Below are 20,990 nucleotides of genomic sequence, written 5' to 3'. Positions count from 1 at the left end.
CGACAGGGGAGCGAACGCCATGAGCCTGATGATGGGGCTGATCCTGCGGCTCTTCGGCGTCGCCTGCGTGTGCCTGGCCGGCGCGATCGTCTATGTCGTCGCCGATACCCAGGCGGCGATCCGGACCGAGCTGAAGGCGACCGAGACCCGCGTCGCCTTCCAGCTCGAACGCATCTACATGCTGGGCAGCGGCGGCGTGGAATCGACCCATATCGCCCGGCGCTCCATCGAGATCGTCTCGGTGATGACCCCCGGCACCTGCGTCGCCTTCACCGAGCGCGACGGCGGGACGCGCCGCTTGTGCTCGGGCTGGAACGCCTTCGGCTCGGTCGCCCCGGGCTGGTTCCGCGCGGCGCTGGCCGCGGGCTTCCGGCATCCGGCGGCGGTCGAACGCGAGGTGCGCATCTTCGGCGAGGACGGGCGGCGGCTGCGCACCAGCTTCGATCCGGTCGCCGCGGCCACGCGGATCTGGCAGCAGGTGCGGATCGCCGCGGCGCTTGCCCTGGCGCTGGCGGCCGCGATGATCGCCCTGTCGAGCCTTGCCATCGCCCATGCGCTGCTTCCCGTGCAGGCGATCGTCGACGGGCTGAAACGGCTGGAGATGGGCGACATCGGCAGCCGGCTGCCCTCCTTCCGCACCGCCGAGTTCCGCCGCCTCGCCATCGCCGTCAATCGCCTCGCCAGCCGGCTGGAACGCTCCACCGCCGAGCGCGCGGTCTTGATGCGCAAGCTGTTCGAGGTGCAGGAGGACGAGCGCCGGACGCTGGCCCGCGAACTGCACGACGAGTTCGGCCAGTGCCTGACCGCCGCCGGCGCCATGGCCGCGTCGCTGGAGGCGGCCTCGCCACAGGGGCGCGACGACATCGCCGAGGACGCCCGCGCGATCGGCCGCATGGTGAAGCGGATGATGGCGACGCTGCGCGGTGCCTTCGTCCGGCTTCGGCCGCCCGACCTCGACCAGCTCGGCCTCGAGCCGAGCCTTCGCACCATGCTGCATGGCTGGGAGGCGAGCCTTGGCGGGCGCACGCGTTTCGTCCTGGAAACCGAGGGCGACCTCGCCGGCCTCGACGATGCCGCGGCGCTGAACCTCTACCGGATCGTGCAGGAATGCCTGACCAATGCCGCCCGGCACGGCTCGGCCCGGCGGATCGTCGTGCGCGTCGTCCGCGACAGCGCCGGCGGCGCGCCGGGCGTCGAGCTGACCGTCATGGACGATGGCGGCGGACGGCCCGAGGCGCTGGAGCGGGGCACCGGCTTCGGCATCGCCGGCATCCGCGAGCGCATCGCGGCGCTGGGCGGCACGCTCTCCATCGGCGAGGCGCAGGGCGGCATCCGCGTGGCCGCGACCATTCCCACCGGGGCGCTGCGGCCATGAGCGCCGCTCGGATCATGCTGGTCGACGACCATCCGATCGTGCGCGAGGGCTATCGCCGGCTGATCGAGCGGCGGCCGGGCTATGCGGTGGTCGCCGAAGCGGCCGATGCCGGCGAGGCCTATCGCCTCTACCGCGAGACGACGCCCGACATCGTGGTGATGGACCTGACGCTGCCGGGCCCCGGCGGGATCGAGGCGACGCGGCACATCCGGCAATGGGACGGCGGCGCCCGCATCCTGATCTTCACCATGCACCAGGGCGCGGCCTTCGCGCTGAAGGCCTTCGAGGCCGGCGCGTCCGGCTATGTGACGAAGAGCAGCGATCCGGCCGAACTGGTGCAGGCCATCGAGGCGATCCTCGCCGGCCGGCGGGCGATGAGCCCGGACATCGCTCAGGAGATCGCCGAGGAACGGGTCGAGGGCCGCGCGACGGCGATCGCCGATCTCAGCCCGCGCGAGACCGAGATCCTGCGCATGCTCGCCTCGGGCATGACTTCCGACGAGATCGCCGCGGGGCTGTGCCTTAGCGTCAAGACGGTCCAGAACAACCACTACCAGATCAAGGCCAAGCTCGGCGCGCGCACCGACGCCCATCTGGTCTGGGTGGCGATCGAGGCCGGGCTGGTCCGCCGCTAGCGTGGAACCCCGATCGCCGGAAAGCCGGGCTCAGCCGGTCAGTTGCGTCGCCATGACGCCGACGATCAGCGCCGTCGAGGCGGCGCCGGGGTCGATATGGCCGAGCGAACGATCGCCGAGCCGGGCGGCGCGGCCCTTGGAAGCCCGCATCGCCTTGGTCGCCTCGGCGCCCTCCTCGGCGGCCCGGGCGGCCGCCTGGAAGCAGGCGGCCAGATCGTCGCCGCGCCCCGCCGCCTCGCCGATCGCCTCGGCCGCCGGCAGCCAGGCATCGACCATGGTCTTGTCGCCCCGCTCCGCCTTGCCGCGATCCTGGATCCCCTTGGCCATGGCGCAGAACGCCTCGACCATGGCGTCACGGTCGAGCTCCGGCTTGCCCTTGGCTGCCGCGCCGGCCCGCATGAAGGCGGTGGCATAGAGCGGCCCGGAGGACGCGCCGACGGCGTTGAGGAAGGTCTTGGCGGCGGTGTTGAAGACGACGGCCGGCTCGTTCTCGGCGGTGTCGAGCTGGCCCAGCGCCTCGCGGACGGCGGTGAAGCCGATCCCCATGGTGACGCCGTGGTCGGCATCGCCGATGACGCCGTCCAGCTCCGACAGATGGTCCTTGTGTTCCTCGATGGCATCGGCGATCGCGACGAACATCGCGACGAGATGCTGGGTGGTGATGGTCATGGGCATGGTCCGTATCGGGTTGGCGGGGTCCGGCGAGGCTTAGCCAGCACGGAACATCGCACAATCGCAAGGGTGGTCGAGGAGCTCGGTCAGCTCGTCGTCGAGCAGGATCAGCGTCACCGACATGCCGGCCATTTCAAGCGACGAGCAATAGGTGCCGACCCAGGTGGCGTGCACGTCGATGCCCTTGCGCTCGAGCCGCTCGTGCACCCGCCGGTTGATCACGTAGAGCTCCATCAGCGGCGTCGAGCCGAGCGAGTTGATCAGCACCGCGACCTTCGAGCCCTTCCTGGCCGGCATCTCGGCGAAGATCCGTTCCAGCATGTCGTCGGTCACGTCGTCGGCGGTGCGCAGCGGCTCGCGCGTCACGCCCGGCTCGCCATGGATGCCCATGCCGATTTCCATCTCGTCCGGGCCGATCTCGAAATTGTGCCGCAGGGTCTGGGGCAGCGAGCACGGCGCCAGCGCCACGCCGACGGTGAAGGTGTGGTCGTTGGCCTTGCGAGCGACGCGCTCGCACTCGTCCAGTGACCACATGTGATCGGCGGCCGCGCCGGCGATCTTGAAGATGAAGAAATTGCCGGCGACGCCGCGGCGCTTCTCCTTCTGGTCGAGCGGCGCCGAGGCGACGTCGTCGGTGGAGAGCACCGTGCGGACCTCGATGTCCTCCATCGCCGCCATCTCGGCCGCCATGTCGAAATTCATCACGTCGCCGGCGTAGTTGCCGTACATGTAGAGGACGCCGGCGCCGCCATCGACGGCCTTGGTGCATTCCAGGATCGGGTCCGGCGGCGGCGAGGCGAAGACGTTGCCGATGGCGCAGGCATCGGCGATGCCCTTGCCGACGAAGCCGACGAAGGACGGCTCGTGGCCCGAGCCGCCGCCGATGACGATCGCCACCTTGTCCTTGCGCGGGCCGTCGACGGCGATCACCGAGCGCGGACTGTGTTCGAGCTGGCGCACATGGTTGGGATGCGCCTTCACGATCCCGTCCAGCATCTCCTCGATGATGTTCTTCGGGTCGTTGATGAGCTTCTTGGTCTTCACTGGATTGCCTCCCTGTAGCTGTGTGCGTCTGGTTCCTCGCAGGGCGCCGAGCGACTCGGGCACCCCCTCCGCCTGCAGAATGCTGTGCGCCGTGGCCGCGTCGGTGATCAGGATATTCGCATAGCCCCCGCGCAGGGCCGCCAGGATGGCCGGCACCTTGCGTGCGCCGCCGGCCACGGCGATGCGCACCTTGATCGCGCTGATCTCCTCCAGCGTCAGCCCGATGGTGCGCGCATCCAGCGGCGCGCGCACCGGCACGCCGCGATCGTCGATGAAGCGCCCGGCGACGACCGCCGTCGCCCGGTGAAAGGCCGGATGCGCCAGTTCCTCCTGGCGCACCAGCCCGCTGGCGTGGATCGTGCTGTCGGGCCGGGTCGAGCAGATGCCGAAGACCACCTTGTCGGCCCGCCGCGCCATGTCGAACTGCTCGCGCAGCTGCGGCTCGTCCATCAGCACGTCGCGGACCGCGGCGCTGGAGACGACCGCCGGCGCGGTGATGTTGATCGAGCGGGCGCCGAGCGCCGTCGCCAGCTGCGAGGCGCAGAGTTCGGGGGTGAAATCCACCGGCGCCGAGGTGCCGCCGGTGAGCTGGATCACCGACAGGTCCGGAACCCGGCCCGGCCCCATGCGCCGCGCCAGCGCGATCATCGTGCGGCCCCAGGCGATGCCCAGCGTGTCGCCGGGCCGGATCAGCCGCTGCAGCACCCGCGCGCCGGTCTCGCCCAGCCGCTCGTCGAGGCCCTGATCGGTCTCGGCGCTGGGAATGACGATGCAGTCGCTGAGATTGAAGCGGTCCTTCATCGCCTGGGCGATCATCAGCTCGCTGAGCCGCGGCGTCTCCATCGACAGGGTGACGATACCGCGGGTGCGCGCCTCGGCCAGATAGCCGTTCACGGTGGCTCGCGAGACGCCCATCGCCTTGGCGATCTCGTTCTGGGTCATGCCGTCGCGGGCATAGAGCCAGCCGGCCCACAGCAGCGGATCGTCGCGGAACGGCAGCGGGACCGGGGTGGCGCCGGCAGTGGGCCGGCCGGAGGCGCTCTTGCGCGCTGTGGAGGTGTTCAAGGAAGCCATCTTGACATTTGTCTTATAGGATTTGAATATTGTCGCCAATAGGGTTTGCCAATCGCGATCCGACGGTCCTGGGAGGGATTCAGCCGTCGATGCCACGCGGTTGCACAGCAGCGCCGGAACGCCACGGGCCGCCGGCGGCCACTATTGCAACTGGGAGGAAACAGGCATGACGAATTCATTCGACAAACGGGCCGGCTCCGGACTGATGGTCCCGCGCCGCAGCCTTCTGAAAGGCGGCGCCGCCCTCGGGCTGTCGACCGTCCTCGGCGCTCCCTTCATCAACCGGCTGCACGCCCAGGAGAGCCATCCGCTCGCAGGCCAGTCGATCGAGATGAACATTCTCGGCATCGCCGGCTGGGTGCCGTCGTCGCTGGGCGTGAAGATGTCGCCGCTCTTCGCCGAATATGTGAAGGAGAAATACGGCTACGACGTCTCCTTCAACTTCCAGGAAGCGCCCTTCGCCGACCTGTTCCAGAAGGCCGCGACCTCGCTGGTCACGCGCAGCCAGGAATTCAACATCATCATTTCCGACAGCCAGTGGCTCGGCGCGCTCGCCCAGCCGGGCTGGATCCTGCAGCTGAACGACGTCATCGCGCAGAACCCGGCGCTCGACATCGACTGGTACTCGAAGACCGTCGTCGACACCTACATGACCTATCCCGACGGCAGCCAGAACATCTGGGGCCTGCCCCAGGAGGGCGACGTCGAGGCCCTGTTCGTGCGCAAGGACTGGCTCGACGACCCGAAGGAGCGCGAGGCGTTCAAGGCGAAGTACGATGTCGAGCTGCCCTCGACCTTCGAGGACTTCGAGAACCTGACGATGGACGAGTTCGAGAAGGTCGCCGACTTCTTCACCCGGCCGGACGAGCAGCGCTGGGGCTTTGCCCAGCAGTACAGCCGCGTCTACGACTTTGCGACCTGCGCCTTCAACAACTTCCTGTGGAGCCGCGGCGGCGAATTGTGGAATGCCGAGACCGGCCAGGTCGAGGGCGTCCTCAACACGCCGGAGAACGCGGCCTCGCTGGAAGAGTACAAGCGCTGGCTGAAATACTGCCCGCCGGGCGCCACCAATATCGGCATCGCCGAGGGCATCGACGTCTTCACCCAGGGCAAGGTCTTCGCGACCATCCAGTGGGCCGCCGTCGGCCCGGCGATGATCACCGAGGAACTGCAGGGCAAGGTGCTGGTCGTGCCGCCGCCCAAGCATCAGGCGCCGGGCGCCGAGCCCAAGCGGATCTACTCCATGGGCGGCCAGCCCTGGGTGATCAACGCCTTCAACGACGAGCAGAAGATGCGCGTCGCCATCGACTTCATGAACTGGTGGTACCAGCCCGAGACGGCACTGGAATTCGCCAAGCGCGGCGGCAACCCGTGCGACAAGGCGACCCTGTCGCGGGACGATTTCGACGACATCAACCCGTGGAACCGCACCTACAAGTTCATGCTCGAGGACGGTCGCTCGCAGGACTTCTGGCATGACCCGAAATATTCGGAAATGCTGTCGGTCCAGCAGGAGGGCTATTCCTCCTTCGTGACCGGCCAGTCGACGGACGCCCAGGCGGTGATGGACTACATCGCCTGCGCCCAGCAGCAGATCCTCTACGATTCCGGCACGGCGAAAGAAGCGCCGTCCGACAGCTGCGCGATGACCTCGCTGTAAGCAGGTCCACCGATCGGCCGGACGCGGAGCCCTTCCGCGTCCGGCCATCCAGTCCCAAGATCGAGGCCCGATAATGCCCCCCGTCCAGCAGCGTCGGCGGCCCTTTGCCCGCCTGTTCGACAACCGCGCCACGCTGATCCTCACGCTGCTGGCGCCGGTGATGATCTTCTTCATCGTGTTCAACACGATCCCGACGCTGTGGCTGCTCGGCCTGTCCTTCTACAATTTCTCGCTGACCAGCGGCATGCCGCCGGACTTCGTCGGCTTCCGCAATTTCTTCGCCATCCTCGCCAGCAAGAACGGCATCTGGTTCGACCTGTCGCGGACCTTCACCTTCGTCCTGTGCGGCGTCACCATCCAGACCCTTCTCGGCGCGATGCTGGGCTTCCTGTTCTGGGGGTCGAAGGACATGCCGGGCCGGCGCATCGCCCTGACCCTCCTGTTCGCGCCGATGGTACTGACGCCGGTGGCCTCGGGCACCTTCTTCCGCTTCATCTACGACCCGACCTTCGGCGTCTTGAACTATCTCGGCCGGGCGCTGTTCGACAGCGGGCCGATCGACTTCCTCGGCAATCCCGAGCTCGCCTTCTGGGCGGTGCTGGCGGTGGATTGCTGGATGTGGACGCCGTTCATGACGCTGATGACGCTGGCCGCGCTCGGCTCGGTGCCGAAGGCCGAACTGGAAGCCGCCGAGATCGACCGCGTGCCGTTCCTGCGGCGCCTGACCCTGGTCATCTGGCACCATGGCAAGTTCATCATGATGCTCGGCATCCTCCTGCGCACCATCGACAGCTTCAAGACGCTCGACCTGATTATCCCGATGACCAAGGGCGGGCCGGGCCAGACCACGCGGCTGGTGGCGCTGGAGCTGAACAAGCAGGCCTTCGAAAGCTTCAACATGGGCTGGTCGTCGGCCTATGCCGTCCTTCTCCTCCTGATATCGATCGCCATGACCAGCGCCTTCATCTTCGTCCTCAGCCTGCGTCGCCGCCGGGAGAACGGAGCATGAGCCGCCTGCGCGAATGGCTGTACTACGCCGCCCTTTGGCTGATCGCGCTGATCTTCTTCGCGCCGATCGCCTGGATCGTCATGTCGTCCTTCAAGACCCGCAGCGACATCCTGGCGGTGCCGCCGAAGCTGTTCTTCAAGCCGACGCTCGACAATTACGTCGACCTGTTCAACCGCGGCGAGATCTTCCTGCAGATCGCCAATTCGGTGGTGCTGTCGATCGGCGCCGTGCTGATCGCCGTCGTCGTGTCCTTCCTGGCCGCCTTCTGCTTCTCGCGGTTCCGGCCGAAGGGCACCGACTTCCTGATGTTCCTGCTCCTGTCGATCCGCATGCTGCCGGGGCCGGCGGTGATCCTGCCGGTGTTCCTGATGTATGTCGCCTTCGGCTGGAAGGATTCGCATCTCTGGCTGATGCTGTTCTACGCGATGTTCTCGATCCCCTTCTCGGTGTGGATCCTGAAGGGCTTTCTCGATGGTGTGTCGACCCGCTTCGACGAGACCGGCATCGTCAATGGCGGCTCGTGGTTCCACGTGATCTTTAAGGTGGTGATGCCGCAGGTCCGGCCCGGCCTGATCGCCGCCTTCATCTTCAACCTGATCTTCGTGTGGAACGAATATCTCTTCAACTTCATCATCGGCGGCGTGAATACCCAGAACATTCCCTACGCCCTGTCGGTCGGTACCTATTCCGACGGCGGCGTCAACTGGACGTTCATCTCCACCATGACCTCGGTCTACATCATCGTGCCGGTGGTCTTCATCTACATCTTCCAGAAATATCTGCTGGTCGGGATGACCTTCGGCACCGTGCGGGGAGAGGTCTGACCATGAAAGCCACCCGCACCTTTCCCGAACGGCTGGAGACGATCCTGATCTTCGGCCTTCTCGCCGGCATCCTGATGATCGCCCAGCGCTACAATCTGATGGTCTACAAGGTCGGCCTGTGCGTGCTGGTCGCCTCCACCCTGCTGCAGATCGCCGTCGGCAATCTACGCAAGGACGCCTCGGCCGGGGCCAGCCTGTTCTTCATCCTCAAGGTCCTTCTGGTCATCGCGGCCGTGTTCTCGGTCGGCATCCTGATGGTCCCGACATTCTCGCAACTCGGTCGCTGATCTCCATGTCGCTGCAGTTCCAAGGCATCACCAAGAGCTACGGCAAGACCGTCGCTCTCGACGCGCTGACCCTCGATGTCGCGCCGCAGAGCTTCACCGTCCTGTGCGGCCCGCCCCAATCCGGCAAGTCGACCCTGTTCCGCATTCTCGTCGGGCTGGAAAAGCCCGATGCCGGGCAGATCCTTCTGTCGGGCCGCGACATCGTCGGCGACCCGCCGGCCGAGCGGCCGATCGGCTACGTGCCGCAGAACTTCGCGCTCTACCCGCACCAGACGGTGGCCCAGAACATGGCCTATCCGCTGACGCTGGCGCGCTTTCCCAAGGACGAGATCGCGGCCCGGGTCGACCGCACTGCCGGCATCCTGTCGATCACGCATCTCCTCGCCAAGACGCCGGACCAGCTCTCGGGCGGCGAGAAGCAGCGCGTCGCCGTGGCGCGCGGCCTGTTGAAGGACGCCCAGATCTTCGTCCTCGACGATCCGCTGGTCGGCCTCGACTACAAATTGCGCGAACGGCTGATGGACGAGCTGAAATCGCTGCGCGAGGAGCTGAACGCCACCTTCCTCTATGCCACGTCGGATTCGCTGGAGGCGCTGACCATGGCGCAACGGCTGGCCGTCCTCGACCAGGGCCGGGTGATCCAGGACGGCGAGGTGACCGCGGTCTATCACCAGCCGTCCCAGGCCCGCTCGCTGGACCTCATCGGCTTTCCCAACGCCAATCTCTATTCCGGCAGCGTTGCCGACGGCACGGTCACGGCCGGGCCGCTGCGCCATCCCGCCACCGGCCTCGCCGAGGGCAGCGCCGTGATCGCCGGCATCCGGCCGGAGCATGTGCGGCTGAACCCGGAGGTCGACACCGCCGGCGCGATGCAGGCGCGGGTGACGCTGGTGGAAAATCTCGGCGGCGAGGCGGTGGTCTATCTCGATCTCGACGGCCACTCTCTGACCAGCGCGATCCCGCTGTTCGATCGCGCCCCGCCCGAATTCGACAGCACGGTCGGCGTGCGGATCGACCCGGCCGACATCCTGCTGTTCGACGGCACCAGCGGGCAGCGTCTGGCAGGTTCGCGATGACCGTGTCGCAGGCCCAACGCGTTCGAGCAGGACAGAACATCCATGGCTGAAATCGTCATCGAGCACGTCACCAAGCGCTTCGGCAGCTTCACCGCCGTCGACGACGTCCACATGACCTTCGCCGACGGCGAGGTCGCCTGCCTGCTCGGGCCCTCCGGCTGCGGCAAGACCACGCTGATGCGCATGCTGGCGGGGCTGGAGCGCCCGAGCGAGGGCCGCGTCCTCTTCGGCGGGCGCGACGTGACCCGCCTGCCGCCGCGCAAGCGCAATGTCGGAATGGTCTTCCAGTATCCGGTCATGTACCCGACCCTGTCGGTGGCCGAGAACCTGGAACTGCCGATGCGCCACGACCGCAGCGTCTCGACTGCCGAGCGCAAGCGCCGCGTCGACGAGGTGCTGGACGTCCTCGACCTGCGGCCGCTGGCCGGCGCCTTCATCGAGCAGCTCGACGCCGGCAGCCGCCAGAAGGTCGCCGTCGGCCGGGCCGTGGCCCGCCAGTCCGAGATCGTCCTGTTCGACGAGCCGACCACCAATGTCGAGGTCAACGCCAAGCTGCAGCTCATCCGCGCCTTCAAGCGGGTCACCAAGCGGCTGAAGCAGACCATCGTCTACGTGACCCACGACCAGACCGAGGCGATGACGCTGGCCGACCGGATCGCCCTGATGAAGGACGGCCGGATCATGCAGTACGACCGCCCGCAGATGCTCTATGGCCAGCCCACCACCGAGTTCGGCGGCTGGTTCCTCGGCAATCCCGGCATGAACTTCATTCCCGCCGAACTCGACAGCCGCGGCATCCACGCGCCGATCCTCTCCGAACCGCTGCCGGCCCCGGCCAGCCCGCCGCGCGGCCAGCTCACCCTCGGCATCCGGCCGGAACTGGTGCGCATGACCGGCGCGCCGACCGAAGGCAGCGTCGGCGCCATCCTCGTCGACCAGGCGATCGGCATTGCCGGCCGCTACCTGACCAAGGCGAAGATCGGCGAGACCGTGGTGAAGGTGAACACCGACGGCCGGCCGCCGGCGGCGCTCGGCGGCGCCGTGCATCTGTCGGTGCCGCGCGACCGGCTGATGCTGTTTGCCGACGGCAACCGCGTCTCCTGACAGGGGAAGGGACGACCATGCGCTACGATGTCTCCGTCGTCGGGCTCTACATCCTCGACATTCTCGGCCGCCCCGTCAGCCGCATCCCGGATCGCGGCAATGTCGAGTTCATCGACGAGATCCGCCTGACCGTCGCCGGCACCGCCGGGGGCGTAGTGGTCAACACCGCCAAGCTCGGCCTGAACAGCCTGGCCGTCGGCGCCGTCGGCAATGACGAGAAGGCCGATTTCGTCCTCGGCGCGATGGACCGGCTCGGCATCGACATCTCCGCCATGCAGCGGCTCGACGGCATTCCGACCTCGGCAACGATCCTGAACATTCGGCCGAACGGCGAACGCCCGGCCCTGCACATGCGCGGCGCCTCGGACCATTTCGACGTTCCGCCGCGCCTCTACGACCAGATCTTCGACGCGCCGATCCTGCATCTGGGCGGCACCGGCCTCCTGAAGACCCTCGACGGCGAACGCAGCCGGCTGCTGCTTGAAGAAGCCAAGCGCCGTGGCTGCACGGTGACCTTCGACCTCATCGCCGCCAGTGCGCAGACCGCCGGTCTGGTGCTGCCGCTGTTACCGGCCATCGACTATTTCATGCCCTCGATCGAGGAGGCCCGCGACATGTCGGGCCAGACGACGCCGGCCGACTGCGCCGCCTTCTATCTCGACCGGGGCGCGCAAACCTGCGTCTTCACCCTCGGCGGCGAGGGCGCCTATTACGCCGCCGCCGACGGCACGCGCCTGCATGTGCCGGCCTACGACATCGACGTGGTCGACACGACCGGCTGCGGCGATGCCTTCGACGCCGGCTTCATCACCGCGCTGACCCACCGGATGGACCCGGAAGCCGCCATCGATTTCGCCCAGGGGGTTGCGGCGCTGGTGGCCAGCGGCCTCGGCTCGGATGCCGGCGTCGTGTCCTTCAACCATACGAAGGAACGCGTCGCGGCGTTGCAGGCGGGGCGCCGCAAGGGCTGATCGCCCGAAAAAGGCCGGCGCCATCGCGGCGCGGCTCGGCCCGCCATGATGATCGCGGCGCGCAATATCAGACCTGTCGCCCCGCCCGTTCCCGCGCCATGCGGCTTGCACGCGCGCGTCGGCGGTGCTTTATCTCCACCTGTTCTCAGGGCGGGGTGAAAGTCCCCACCGGCGGTATGCGGCGGTTGCCGCGAGCCCGCGAGCGCCCTTCGGCTTCGAAGGGGTCAGCAGATCAGGTGCGATGCCTGAGCCGACGGTCACAGTCCGGATGAGAGAGAACGTACGCAATGCGCGCCGGGCGACAGCCCTCGCGTATCCGCGTCCGTGATCGCCTTGGGTGACGTGTCCGTTGCGAAGGAGATCACACCATGGCACCCACCCGATACGCATTCATCAAGGCCAACTGGCATGCCGACATCGTGTCGCGCGCCCTCGAAGGCTTCACCCAGATCATTCCGGCCGACCAGGTCGACGTCTTCGACGTGCCCGGCGCTTTCGAGATGCCGCTGATGGCCCGCGATCTCGCGATGACCGGTCGCTACAAGGCGGTCGCCGCCGCGGCCCTCGTCGTCGATGGCGGCATCTACCGGCATGACTTCGTCGCCCAGGCCGTGGTCGACGGGCTGATGCGCGCCGGCCTCGACAGCGGCGTGCCGGTCCTGTCGGTGTCGCTGACGCCGCATCACTACCAGGAGACCGTCCATCACGAGGCGATCTTCCGCGAGCACTTCGTCACCAAGGGCCGCGAGGCGGCCGAGGCGGCGCTGATGATCGTCAAGACGCGCCAGTCGATCGAGAAGCCTGCCGCCGCCATCCACCGCGTCGCCTGATCGGGGCGACGTCCGGCCTCGGACGATGATCGTGCGACCGGAAGGCGCGACCCAGGGCGCGCAGACGATTGCAGTCGGCGCGCCGGCGTGGCTACGCTGTCACGGCCCCGCCGCATGCGGGGCGGCGGGTCACACATGGGCGGCACAGGGGGATCGGACGCAGGAATGAATGCCACGGACTTTCCGGCCGACGCGCCCGAGGCCCCGGACGATCTCGACGCTGCGTTCCCCTTCGACCTGCCACCCCTCGTCGAAGGCGATCCCGTGGATGTCGTCATTCTCGGCGCCGGGGTGAACGGCGCCGGGCTCTTCCGCGATCTCTGCGCGCAAGGCGTCGGTTGCCTGATCGTGGATCGGGGCGATTTCGGCGGTGGCGCCAGCGCGGCCGGCGCGCGGCTGATCGAGGGCGGGCTCGCCGAGCTGGAGATCGGCGATCTCGCCGGCGCCAGACAGGCCGCCACCGAGCGCAACCGCCTCCTGAAGAACGCTCCGCATTACGTCCACATGCTGCCGGTGCTGTTTCCGGTCTTCTCCTGGCTTGGCGGACTGGGTGCGGCGCTGGCGACGCTTCTCGGCACGCCCACGGTCCCGCGCCAACGCGGTGCGATCCTCGCCCGGCTCGGCCTAGCCCTTCACGATCGTTCTGCCGCCGCGCCCGTCGACACGCCGCGCCATCAGCTTCTGAGCCGGCAGGCGGCAGGGGCGACGTGTCCCGAGCTGGCGACGGGCGTCGTCGCCGCCGGCCTCTACCAGGACGCGCGAATTACGGCGCCCGAGCGGCTGGTCTACGAGCTGGTGAAGGACGGGCTGGACGCCTGTCCCGAGTCCCGGGCCGCCAACTGGACGAGCCTCGTCTCCTGCCTTGGCGGAAATCTCTCCTTCGAGAGCGAGGACGGCACGGATTTCGTCGTGCGCCCAACGCTGGTGGTCAATGCCGCGGGTCCCTGGATCGACGAGGTCAACGCCGCTCTCGGCGCGCCCCAGGCCCAAGTCGCCGGGCGACGGCAGAGCCACATCCTGCTCGACCACGAGGCGCTGCGCCGCCAGCTCGATGGCCGGGTGCTGCGCTTCGAGATGGCGGGCGATGGCCGGGTCCTGACCGCGCAGGACTATCTCGGCCGGGTGCTCGTCGGGGCGACGGACGCCCCCACCGACGATCCGGACGAGGCGCGTTGCCCGGACGAGGACATCGCGGCGCTGCTCGATGCCCTGCGTGCCGTCCTGCCGGATCTCGACTTTGCGGCCGATCAGGTGGTCTGCACCTATGCAAGGACCGTTCCGTCGCCGGCGCCGGACGAGGCGACCGGCCGAACGCCGCGCCCTGCCGGGTCGATCCCCGTCATGGAGGCCGACGAGGACCGGCCCTTCCCGATCCTGTCGCTGGTCGGCGGTCGGTTCACCACCTATCGCCAGTTCGCCGAAACCGCGACCGACGCGATCCTTCGGCGTCTGCAGCGCAGCCGGGTCCAGTCGACCGAGCACATGGCGATCGGCGGCGGCCGCAACTATCCGGGCAATCCCCTGGCGCGGTCGGTGTGGCTCGCCGAGGCCTCGGTGGCGACATGGCTCGACGAACCGCGGCTGGAGACCCTGCTTGAGCGCTACGGCACGACGGCCCTCTCAATCGCCCATCACATCTGCGATCATGTCGATGCCGACCGGCTGCCGGATGCCCGCTCGGTGAGCCTTCGCGAAATCGACTGGATCGCCCGCAACGAGGATGTGGTGCGGCTGGAGGACATCGTCCTGCGGCGCCTGAATCTCGGTGTCGCCGGCCTGTTCACGGCGCGCGACATCGAGGCCGTCGCCATCGTCGCGGCGAGCGCGCTGAAATGGTCGCCGGAACGGCGGGCGGCGGAGATCGAGGCGGTGACGGCGCTGCTCCGCGACACGCGCCGCATGCGGATCTGAGGATTTGCGCGGCGCATCCGGGACGCGCCGCGCAGGTCGAGCCGATCAGGCGCCGTGATATTTGGCGTCGAGGGCGTCGATCGCCTTCACATTGTCGGCCGAGCGGCCGTTGGGGTCGAATTCGCAGGCCAGATACGCCTCGGCGATGCTCTTGGCGAGCTCGGAGCCGACCACGCGGGCGCCCATGGTGATGATCTGGGCGTTGTTGGACAGGGCCGCGCGTTCGGCCGAATAGGTGTCGTGGGTCTGGGCGGCGCGGATGCCGGGCACCTTGTTGGCCGACAGGCAGACGCCGATGCCGGTGCCGCAGCACAGGATGGCGCGGTCGTAGGTGCCGTCCAGAATGCCGCTGGCAACCCGGTCGGACAGGTCGGCATAGAACTTCTCGGCGCCTTCGGGCGGATTGCTGACCTCGGAGACCTCGAGGCCGGCCTTGCCGGTCAGATGCTCGGCAAGGACCTTGGCGAGGGGGGCTCCGGCGCTGTCGCCGGCGATCGCGAGTTTCATGGGACGTCCTTTCTTCAGATGGTGGCGGCGCAGCGGGATAGGATGTCGAGATAACCCTCGACGTTCCAGGCCGACCGCCCGATGAACAGCCCGTCGATATGGGGACAGGCGATGAGTTCGGCGCAATTGCCGGGATTGACGCTACCGCCGTAGAGGCACGGCAGCCGGCGTCCGGTGATCTCCTCGGTCGCCGCGATGATGCGCGCCTGGCGTTCGTCGGCATAGTCGGGCGCGGCGGGCGTACCGCCCTCGCCGATCGCCCAGACCGGCTCGTAGGCGAAGAGGATCGGGGCGGCCTTCTGATCCTCGGAGAGCTTTGACAGGGCGCCCTCGACCTCGCGCCGCAGCACTGCGTCGGCACGGCCCGAGGCCTTGTCCTCCGCGCTCTCGCCGATGCAGATCAGCGGGATCAGGCTATGGCGGATGGCGGCCTCGGTCTTCAGCCCGACCGTCTCGTCGGTCTCGCCGAAATGCGCCCGGCGCTCCGAATGGCCGAGCTCGACCATGTCGGCCCCGCAATCGGTGAGCATCGGCGCGGAGATCTCGCCGGTCCAGGCGCCCTCGTCCGCCCAATGCATGTTCTGGGCGCCGACCTTGACGTCGGTGCCGGCGAGAATCGTCTTCACCTCGCGCACAGCGGTGAAGGGCGGAATGACGAAACGCTGGATGCGATCGTCGCCGGGCGCCTGTGCGAGCTGTTCGGCGAAATGCCGTGCCGCGCCCAGCGTCTTGTTCATCTTCCAGCTCGTGCCGATCCAGAAATGCGGTGCTTCGGCCATCACGCGTCGTCCTCTGCCAGATACAATCGAATGCCGTCCTCTTCGAGCGCGGCGGCCTGTTCGCGGGGCAGGGCCTGCGACGTCACCACCCCGTCGAAGACGCCGAGATCGGTGAAGAGATGCAGGGCGGTACGCCCGAACTTGAAATGATCGACCATCAAATAGCTCTCAGCCGACGAGGCGATCATCCGCCGCTTGACCGCCAGCACCTCCTGGTCCTGATGGAACGCCGTCCGGCCCTCGATCGAGGAGCTCGACAGCAGCACCACGTCGGCCCGCAGCGAGGCCAGCGCCGTCTCCGTCACCACGCCGAAGAAGCCGTTGAACTTCTTCGAATAATTCCCGCCGAGCGCAATCAGTTCGATCCCTGCCTCGCCGGCAAGGCCGCTGATCACCGCCATGTTGTTGGTGACCACGATCAGCGGGCGCTTCTCGCGCAGGAACGGCACCAGGCTTCCCGCCGTCGAGCCGTCGTCGACCATGACGCACATGCCGGGCTGGACGAAATCTGCCGCCCGTGCCGCGATCGCTTGCTTCTCCGCCGCGGCCATGCGCGCCCGGTAGCGGAAATCGCTCTCGAACTGGCCGCTGGCCTCGATCGTCGCGCCGCCGCGGGTGCGGCGCAGGAGACCGTCAGCCTCCAGCTCGTCGAGATCGCGGTGGATGGTCATCTTCGAGACGCCGAAATGCAGCGCCAGGCGATCCAGCGTCGCCGCGCCTTCCTCGACGAGGATATCGACGATGCCGCGCCTGCGATCGTCCCGTTTCACGATGACCTGACCTTCCCGACCGACCGCGCCGGTTCAGCTTCGATGTAACAGGCCGCGGGAAATTCGCAACACCTCTCGTGTGATTTTGTTATCTTCGATTGTGGCATGGTAGACTTGGTTCGCCTTCGCGTCTCCAGGCCCGCGCTCCCCGCAGCAGGCGAACCCGCCGGCATCCCGGCGAATGCTTGGCAGGTGGCCGGCCTTCGGCGTAGAACCGCAGCGATCCGGACCGCGTGCCCGTGGCGCAGCCGGATCGGCCGACCCCCGCGCCCGTCCCGACGGCGCCCGATGGACCTTGAGGAGCGTTTCGCCATGACCATGTCCCTGCCTTCCAAGGTCCGCATCGTCGAGGTCGGTCCGCGCGACGGCCTGCAGAACGAGCCGAAATACCTGCCGACCAACCAGAAGATCGAACTCGTGCGGCGCCTGGCGGCGGCCGGCCTGACCGAGATCGAGGTGACGTCCTTCACCCATCCCAAATGGATCCCGAACCTCGCCGACGCGGAAGAGGTGACCCGCGCCGTCGCCGATCTGCCCATCACGCCCTTCGCGCTGATCCCCAACCGCCGCGGGCTCGACCGGGCGATGGCCGCCGGAGCGAAGGGCGTAACGCTGGTCGTCTCGGTGACCGATGCCCACAACACCGCCAATCTCAACCGCACCACCGAGGCCTCGGTCACCGAATTGCTGGAGCTGGAGGCCGAGGCCCGGCAGGCCGGCCTGAAGACCCGCGTCTCGCTGTCGGTAGTGTTCGGCTGTCCCTTCGACGGTGCCGTCGCGCCGGAGCATGTCGCCCAGATCGCCAGCCGCTTCGTCGAGGCCGGGGCGCCGCGCATCGGGCTTTGCGACACGATTGGCGTCGCCAATCCGGCGCAGGTCCATGCCCTGTCGACGCTGATGCTGACCCGGTTCCCGGACACCGAGTTCGAGCTGCATCTGCACGACACGCGCGGCCAGGCGCTGGCCAACACGCTGGCCGGCCTGCAGGCGGGCATCCGGTCCTTCGACGCGGCGGTGGGGGGCCTTGGCGGCTGCCCCTACGCGCCGGGCGCGACCGGCAATTCGGCGACCGAGGACGTGGTGGCGATGCTGCATGCCATGGATGTGGCGACCGGCGTCGATCCGGCGGGCCTCCTCGAGGCGGCGGCCCTTCTCGCCGACTGGCGCGACACGCCGCTGGACAGCGCCGCCTGGCGGATCGCTCGGTCCGACGGCGCGGCCTGCGGCCCGCGCCAGCGCCTGAGCGTCTGCCGGAAACGGATGTGACGGCCCGGCGAATGGCCGCCTCAGGCCGTCAGGCGTCCTCGGTCAGCCGTGATCGTTCCGGACAGGCCGCATCGGCGCCGTAGAGCACGACGCGGTTGCGGCCGGCCTGCTTGGCCAGATACAGCGCCTCGTCGGCACGTTTCTGCAATTGTTGCGGCGTGACGTCGCCGTCGCCCGGCTCCAGTGCCGCGACGCCGATGCTGATCGTCACCTGGGGCGAGACCTGCGACCCCGGATTGGCGAGCCCGGCATCGGCGATGCTGCGGCGGATTCGCTCCGCGGTGGCGAGCGCCGCCTGCGTATCGACGCCGCGCAGGAGAACCAGGAACTCCTCGCCGCCGTAACGGGCGACCTTGTCGCCGTCCCGCCGCACGCAATCGCCGATGAGCCTGGCCACTTCGATCAGGCAGCGATCGCCCTCGCCATGGCCGAGACGGTCGTTGAGGTTCTTGAAGTCGTCGATGTCGCACATCAGCAGGGCGCCGGAGACCCGCGTCCGCGGAGCGCTCCACAGCGCGTCGAGGATCTCCGTCATCCAGCGCCGGTTGGCCACGCCGGTCAGGGGATCGGTCCGGGCGAGTTCCTCGAGCCGGTCGTTCGCGGCGGCGAGTTCCGCCACGCGGGTCTTGTCGCGCAGGTCGAGAAGAAACGCCTTCTGGGCCAGAAGCGTCATGCTGCGCCGGGCCACCACGGTCGCGCCGATGCCGCAGGCGAAGAACAGCGTCCACGCCAGGGCACTGCCGGTTCCCAGATCCGGATTGCGGAGCTGGAAGATGCAGTAGAGACAGACGGTGATGGCGGCGATCGCCGCCGTCCAGCGCAGCGGGATGCCGAAGATGATGATGGCCGAGATCGCCACCACCATCATGATGTTCAGATAGCGTTCGTGATAGCCGCCGCCCGCCGCCTCGCCGATCAGCGCGACGCCCAGGAGGATGACCCCCATCCCGACGACCAGGGCGACGCGCTGCAGGCGCTGGGCCCGGGGCTTGCGCCAGATCAGGAAGACCGCGATGGCCACCGGCGACAGGACCGCGCCGGGCACGAGCATCGACAGGGTCACGGCCGGCGGCAGCGTCAACCAGGACAGCGTCAGCATCAGGACGTTGAGGAGAGCGACCCAGATCATCCAGGCCCGGATGATCTTGGCGGACTGGGACCAGATGCGATCGCGGAAGAGCTTGCCGATCTCGCCGTCCAGGCGGATGTCGCGTGTCCGCATGGCCAGCAATTGCTCGACATCGGTGATCACGGGCCGCGAGCCGTAGAACCGGACGCGCGCAAGCGGGCCGGATCGTCGCTTCGGAACGGACGCGGGCGGAACGGTCATGCGCGGCACATTGGTGATGTCTCCTGCGCCGAGCTTCGCAGACAAGCGTAAAAGCAAGATTGCCATATCATACCGGATCAGCCTCTTTGCCGGCCCGGCGGGGGACTTCGGCGCCGGGCGACATCGCGGCGATTGACGGGCCGTCGCCGCTCGACCATCGTCGCCCGCATGACCACGATCCTCGACCTCACCGGGCTGAAATGCCCGCTTCCGGCCTTGAAGACCCGCAAGGCGCTCGGCGGCATCGCGCCGGGCGAGCGCTTGGAAGTGCGCTGCACCGATCCGCTGGCGGTGATCGACATTCCCAATCTGGTCGCCGAGATGGGCTACCGGCTCGCGGCCACCGAACGCGAGGGCGAGCGCAGCGTCTTCGTGATCGAGAAATCGGCCCCGACCGCCGCCGCCTGACCGGCCTGCCGAACGCTCTCCCGCAGTGACAGGCGGCAACGGATGGCATCGTCCGGCACCCCGTGAAGCCCGGGAAAGCCGCCTGCGACAAAGACGGGAACTTGTCCCGTTGCCGATCGTAAGGACGCCGGGCTAGCGTCACTGCAACGGTCGTCTCCCGGCTTCCTGCCCCTCCCAAAGGCAGCGGGGCCGGGGCGACCGGGTCCAGTTTTCCCGCGGTCCCGGAACGGAGGCCGATCCGCGGGTCATCCGTCCATCGCCGGTTGCGACGGCCCGGTCAGACGGGCACGGACAGGCGCGCCACGGATCGGCGGGCGACGGGAAAAACACGGCTCGCGGGGACGGGTCGGCATGGCGTATGGTCGGCCGCCCCTGAGGGCCGCCGAGACAGACGCAGACGGGGCCTGCCCCGCCGGGAGGAAAGATGAGACGACTGACCCTGACGGCGCTCGCCGCCACGCTCGCTCTGTCGGCGAGCCCTGCCTTTGCCTACAAGATCTTCGTGTCGAACGAGAAGGGCAACGACATCACGGTGCTCGACTCGGCCGATTTCGCCGTCGTCGACACCTTCGAGGTCGGCCAGCGGCCGCGCGGCATCGCCGTCAGCCCCGACGGCAAGCATCTCTATGTCTGCGCCAGCGACAGCGACACGATCCAGGTCTACGACACCGAGACCTACGAATTCATCCGCACCCTGCCGTCGGGCCCCGACCCGGAACTCCTGGTCGTTTCGGCGACCGGCGACCGGCTCTATGCTGCCAATGAGGACGACAATCTCGTCACCGTCATCGATCTGGAAACCGGCGCAAGGCTGGCCGAGATCCCGGTCGGCGTCGAGCCGGAAGGCATGGGCATCTCGCCCGATGGCGCGATCATCGTGAACACCTCCGAAACCACCAACATGGCGCATTTCATCGATCGGGAGACCCACCGCATCGTCGCCAATGTGCTGGTGGATTCGCGGCCGCGCTTCGCCCAGTACAAGAGCGACGGGTCGGAGGTCTGGGTGACCGCCGAGATCGGCGGCACGGTCAGCGTGATCGACGCCGACACCAAGGAGATCAAGAAGAAGATCACCTTCGAGATTCCCGGCATCCGCTCAGAGGCGATCCAGCCGGTGGGCGTGCGGATCACCGACGACGGCTCCAAGGCCTATGTGGCGCTCGGACCCGCCAACCGGATCGCGGTGATCGACGGCAACACCTACGAGGTGCTGGACTATCTGCTGGTCGGCCAGCGGGTGTGGCAGCTCGCCTTCTCGCCGGACCAGACGCATCTGTTCACCACCAACGGCATTTCCAACGATATCTCGATCATCGACGTGGCGGCCGACAAGGTCATCAAGTCGGTGCAGGTGGGACGCGAGCCCTGGGGCGTGGCCGTGGCGGGGGACGAATAGCCGGCCGCGCGTCGCGGGGAGGATCTGAAGGGCTGCTTCCCGCAGCCATGTTTTGGGGA

At 68.0% G+C, this 20,990-nt stretch carries 20 protein-coding genes and 1 riboswitch; of the genes, 14 read left to right on the top strand and 6 right to left on the bottom strand.

Annotated elements, in window-relative coordinates; all coding sequences use genetic code 11:
* The first annotated feature begins 19 nt into the window (after positions 1-19).
* Together N7I30_RS17520 and N7I30_RS17515 are read left to right on the top strand one after the other, a co-directional pair.
* Positions 20-1,375 (top strand): ATP-binding protein, encoded by a 1,356-nt coding sequence (locus N7I30_RS17520; RefSeq protein ID WP_228241275.1) that lies wholly within the window; start codon positions 20-22, stop codon positions 1,373-1,375.
* Positions 1,372-2,010, top strand: coding sequence for a response regulator (locus N7I30_RS17515; protein ID WP_475363192.1), 639 nt, complete (start codon positions 1,372-1,374; stop codon positions 2,008-2,010). The genes N7I30_RS17520 and N7I30_RS17515 overlap by 4 nt, the downstream gene beginning before the upstream one ends.
* Positions 2,011-2,040: 30 nt before the next feature.
* Here the strand turns inward: N7I30_RS17515 and dhaL are convergent, their stop codons facing one another.
* Positions 2,041-2,679 (bottom strand): dihydroxyacetone kinase subunit DhaL, encoded by a 639-nt coding sequence (gene dhaL / locus N7I30_RS17510; protein WP_024350927.1) that lies wholly within the window; start codon positions 2,677-2,679, stop codon positions 2,041-2,043.
* A 39-nt stretch (positions 2,680-2,718) separates the two neighbouring features.
* On the bottom strand, positions 2,719-4,800 hold the full coding sequence (locus N7I30_RS17505) for a bifunctional sugar-binding transcriptional regulator/dihydroxyacetone kinase subunit DhaK (protein WP_498640514.1): 2,082 nt from the start codon (positions 4,798-4,800) through the stop codon (positions 2,719-2,721).
* 166 nt (positions 4,801-4,966) lie between these two features.
* Between N7I30_RS17505 and N7I30_RS17500 the strand changes: the two genes are divergently transcribed.
* The 9 genes from N7I30_RS17500 to N7I30_RS17460 all read left to right on the top strand — a co-directional run bounded on the left by N7I30_RS17500 (position 4,967) and on the right by N7I30_RS17460 (position 14,472).
* The gene (locus N7I30_RS17500; protein ID WP_024350928.1) at positions 4,967-6,460 is read left to right on the top strand and encodes an ABC transporter substrate-binding protein; all 1,494 of its coding nucleotides are present in this window, start codon (positions 4,967-4,969) and stop codon (positions 6,458-6,460) included.
* A 73-nt stretch (positions 6,461-6,533) separates the two neighbouring features.
* Positions 6,534-7,469, top strand: a complete 936-nt coding sequence (locus N7I30_RS17495; protein WP_009211305.1) for a carbohydrate ABC transporter permease — start codon at positions 6,534-6,536, stop codon at positions 7,467-7,469.
* Entirely contained in the window at positions 7,466-8,293 is an 828-nt protein-coding gene (locus tag N7I30_RS17490; RefSeq protein ID WP_024350929.1) for a carbohydrate ABC transporter permease, read from the top strand. The genes N7I30_RS17495 and N7I30_RS17490 overlap by 4 nt, the downstream gene beginning before the upstream one ends.
* Positions 8,294-8,295: 2 nt before the next feature.
* The gene (locus tag N7I30_RS17485) at positions 8,296-8,580 is read left to right on the top strand and encodes a hypothetical protein (protein WP_024350930.1); all 285 of its coding nucleotides are present in this window, start codon (positions 8,296-8,298) and stop codon (positions 8,578-8,580) included.
* A gap of 5 nt (positions 8,581-8,585) precedes the next feature.
* Positions 8,586-9,656: an ABC transporter ATP-binding protein gene (locus tag N7I30_RS17480; protein ID WP_498640510.1), complete on the top strand. Its 1,071-nt coding sequence runs from the start codon at positions 8,586-8,588 to the stop codon at positions 9,654-9,656.
* 42 nt (positions 9,657-9,698) lie between these two features.
* Positions 9,699-10,760: an ABC transporter ATP-binding protein gene (locus N7I30_RS17475; protein ID WP_498640508.1), complete on the top strand. Its 1,062-nt coding sequence runs from the start codon at positions 9,699-9,701 to the stop codon at positions 10,758-10,760.
* 17 nt (positions 10,761-10,777) lie between these two features.
* The gene (locus N7I30_RS17470) at positions 10,778-11,731 is read left to right on the top strand and encodes a carbohydrate kinase family protein (RefSeq protein WP_498640506.1); all 954 of its coding nucleotides are present in this window, start codon (positions 10,778-10,780) and stop codon (positions 11,729-11,731) included.
* Between the two features lie 137 nt (positions 11,732-11,868).
* Positions 11,869-12,015, top strand: a riboswitch (FMN riboswitch).
* Between the two features lie 84 nt (positions 12,016-12,099).
* Positions 12,100-12,561 carry a 6,7-dimethyl-8-ribityllumazine synthase gene (locus N7I30_RS17465; RefSeq protein WP_498640505.1) on the top strand — a complete coding sequence of 154 codons (462 nt, stop codon included), beginning with the start codon at positions 12,100-12,102 and terminating at the stop codon, positions 12,559-12,561.
* Positions 12,562-12,726: 165 nt separating this feature from the next.
* Positions 12,727-14,472 (top strand): glycerol-3-phosphate dehydrogenase/oxidase, encoded by a 1,746-nt coding sequence (locus tag N7I30_RS17460; protein ID WP_498640503.1) that lies wholly within the window; start codon positions 12,727-12,729, stop codon positions 14,470-14,472.
* A gap of 45 nt (positions 14,473-14,517) precedes the next feature.
* Here the strand turns inward: N7I30_RS17460 and derI are convergent, their stop codons facing one another.
* Genes derI through N7I30_RS17445 form a run of 3 tightly spaced genes read right to left on the bottom strand, consistent with a single transcriptional unit; the run spans position 14,518 to position 16,528 of the window.
* On the bottom strand, positions 14,518-14,979 hold the full coding sequence (gene derI, locus N7I30_RS17455; RefSeq protein WP_498640501.1) for a D-erythrulose-4-phosphate isomerase: 462 nt from the start codon (positions 14,977-14,979) through the stop codon (positions 14,518-14,520).
* Positions 14,980-14,993: 14 nt separating this feature from the next.
* Positions 14,994-15,758 carry a triose-phosphate isomerase gene (locus N7I30_RS17450; RefSeq protein WP_498640499.1) on the bottom strand — a complete coding sequence of 255 codons (765 nt, stop codon included), beginning with the start codon at positions 15,756-15,758 and terminating at the stop codon, positions 14,994-14,996.
* Positions 15,758-16,528, bottom strand: a complete 771-nt coding sequence (locus N7I30_RS17445; RefSeq protein ID WP_498640497.1) for a DeoR/GlpR family DNA-binding transcription regulator — start codon at positions 16,526-16,528, stop codon at positions 15,758-15,760. Before N7I30_RS17445 ends, N7I30_RS17450 begins: the two co-directional genes overlap by 1 nt.
* 312 nt (positions 16,529-16,840) lie before the next feature.
* On the opposite strand from N7I30_RS17445, the gene N7I30_RS17440 reads away from it, so the two are divergent.
* A complete protein-coding gene (locus N7I30_RS17440; RefSeq protein ID WP_498640495.1) occupies positions 16,841-17,794 on the top strand; it encodes a hydroxymethylglutaryl-CoA lyase in 954 nt (317 codons plus the stop codon).
* 28 nt (positions 17,795-17,822) lie between these two features.
* On the opposite strand, the gene N7I30_RS17435 is transcribed toward N7I30_RS17440, so the two are convergent.
* A complete protein-coding gene (locus tag N7I30_RS17435; RefSeq protein ID WP_498640493.1) occupies positions 17,823-19,124 on the bottom strand; it encodes a GGDEF domain-containing protein in 1,302 nt (433 codons plus the stop codon).
* Between the two features lie 132 nt (positions 19,125-19,256).
* Here N7I30_RS17435 and N7I30_RS17430 point away from each other — a divergent pair, with 132 nt between their 5' ends.
* Positions 19,257-19,532: a sulfurtransferase TusA family protein gene (locus tag N7I30_RS17430; RefSeq protein ID WP_498640491.1), complete on the top strand. Its 276-nt coding sequence runs from the start codon at positions 19,257-19,259 to the stop codon at positions 19,530-19,532.
* 424 nt (positions 19,533-19,956) lie between these two features.
* Positions 19,957-20,931 (top strand): YVTN family beta-propeller repeat protein, encoded by a 975-nt coding sequence (locus tag N7I30_RS17425; protein WP_024350942.1) that lies wholly within the window; start codon positions 19,957-19,959, stop codon positions 20,929-20,931.
* The last annotated feature ends 59 nt before the right edge of the window (positions 20,932-20,990 follow it).

Source organism: Aurantimonas litoralis, assembly GCF_026153195.1.
Classification (GTDB): Bacteria; Pseudomonadota; Alphaproteobacteria; order Rhizobiales; family Rhizobiaceae; genus Aurantimonas; species Aurantimonas coralicida.
Note: the sequence above shows the minus strand (reverse complement) of the source record. Positions and strands in the feature narration are given on the sequence as shown.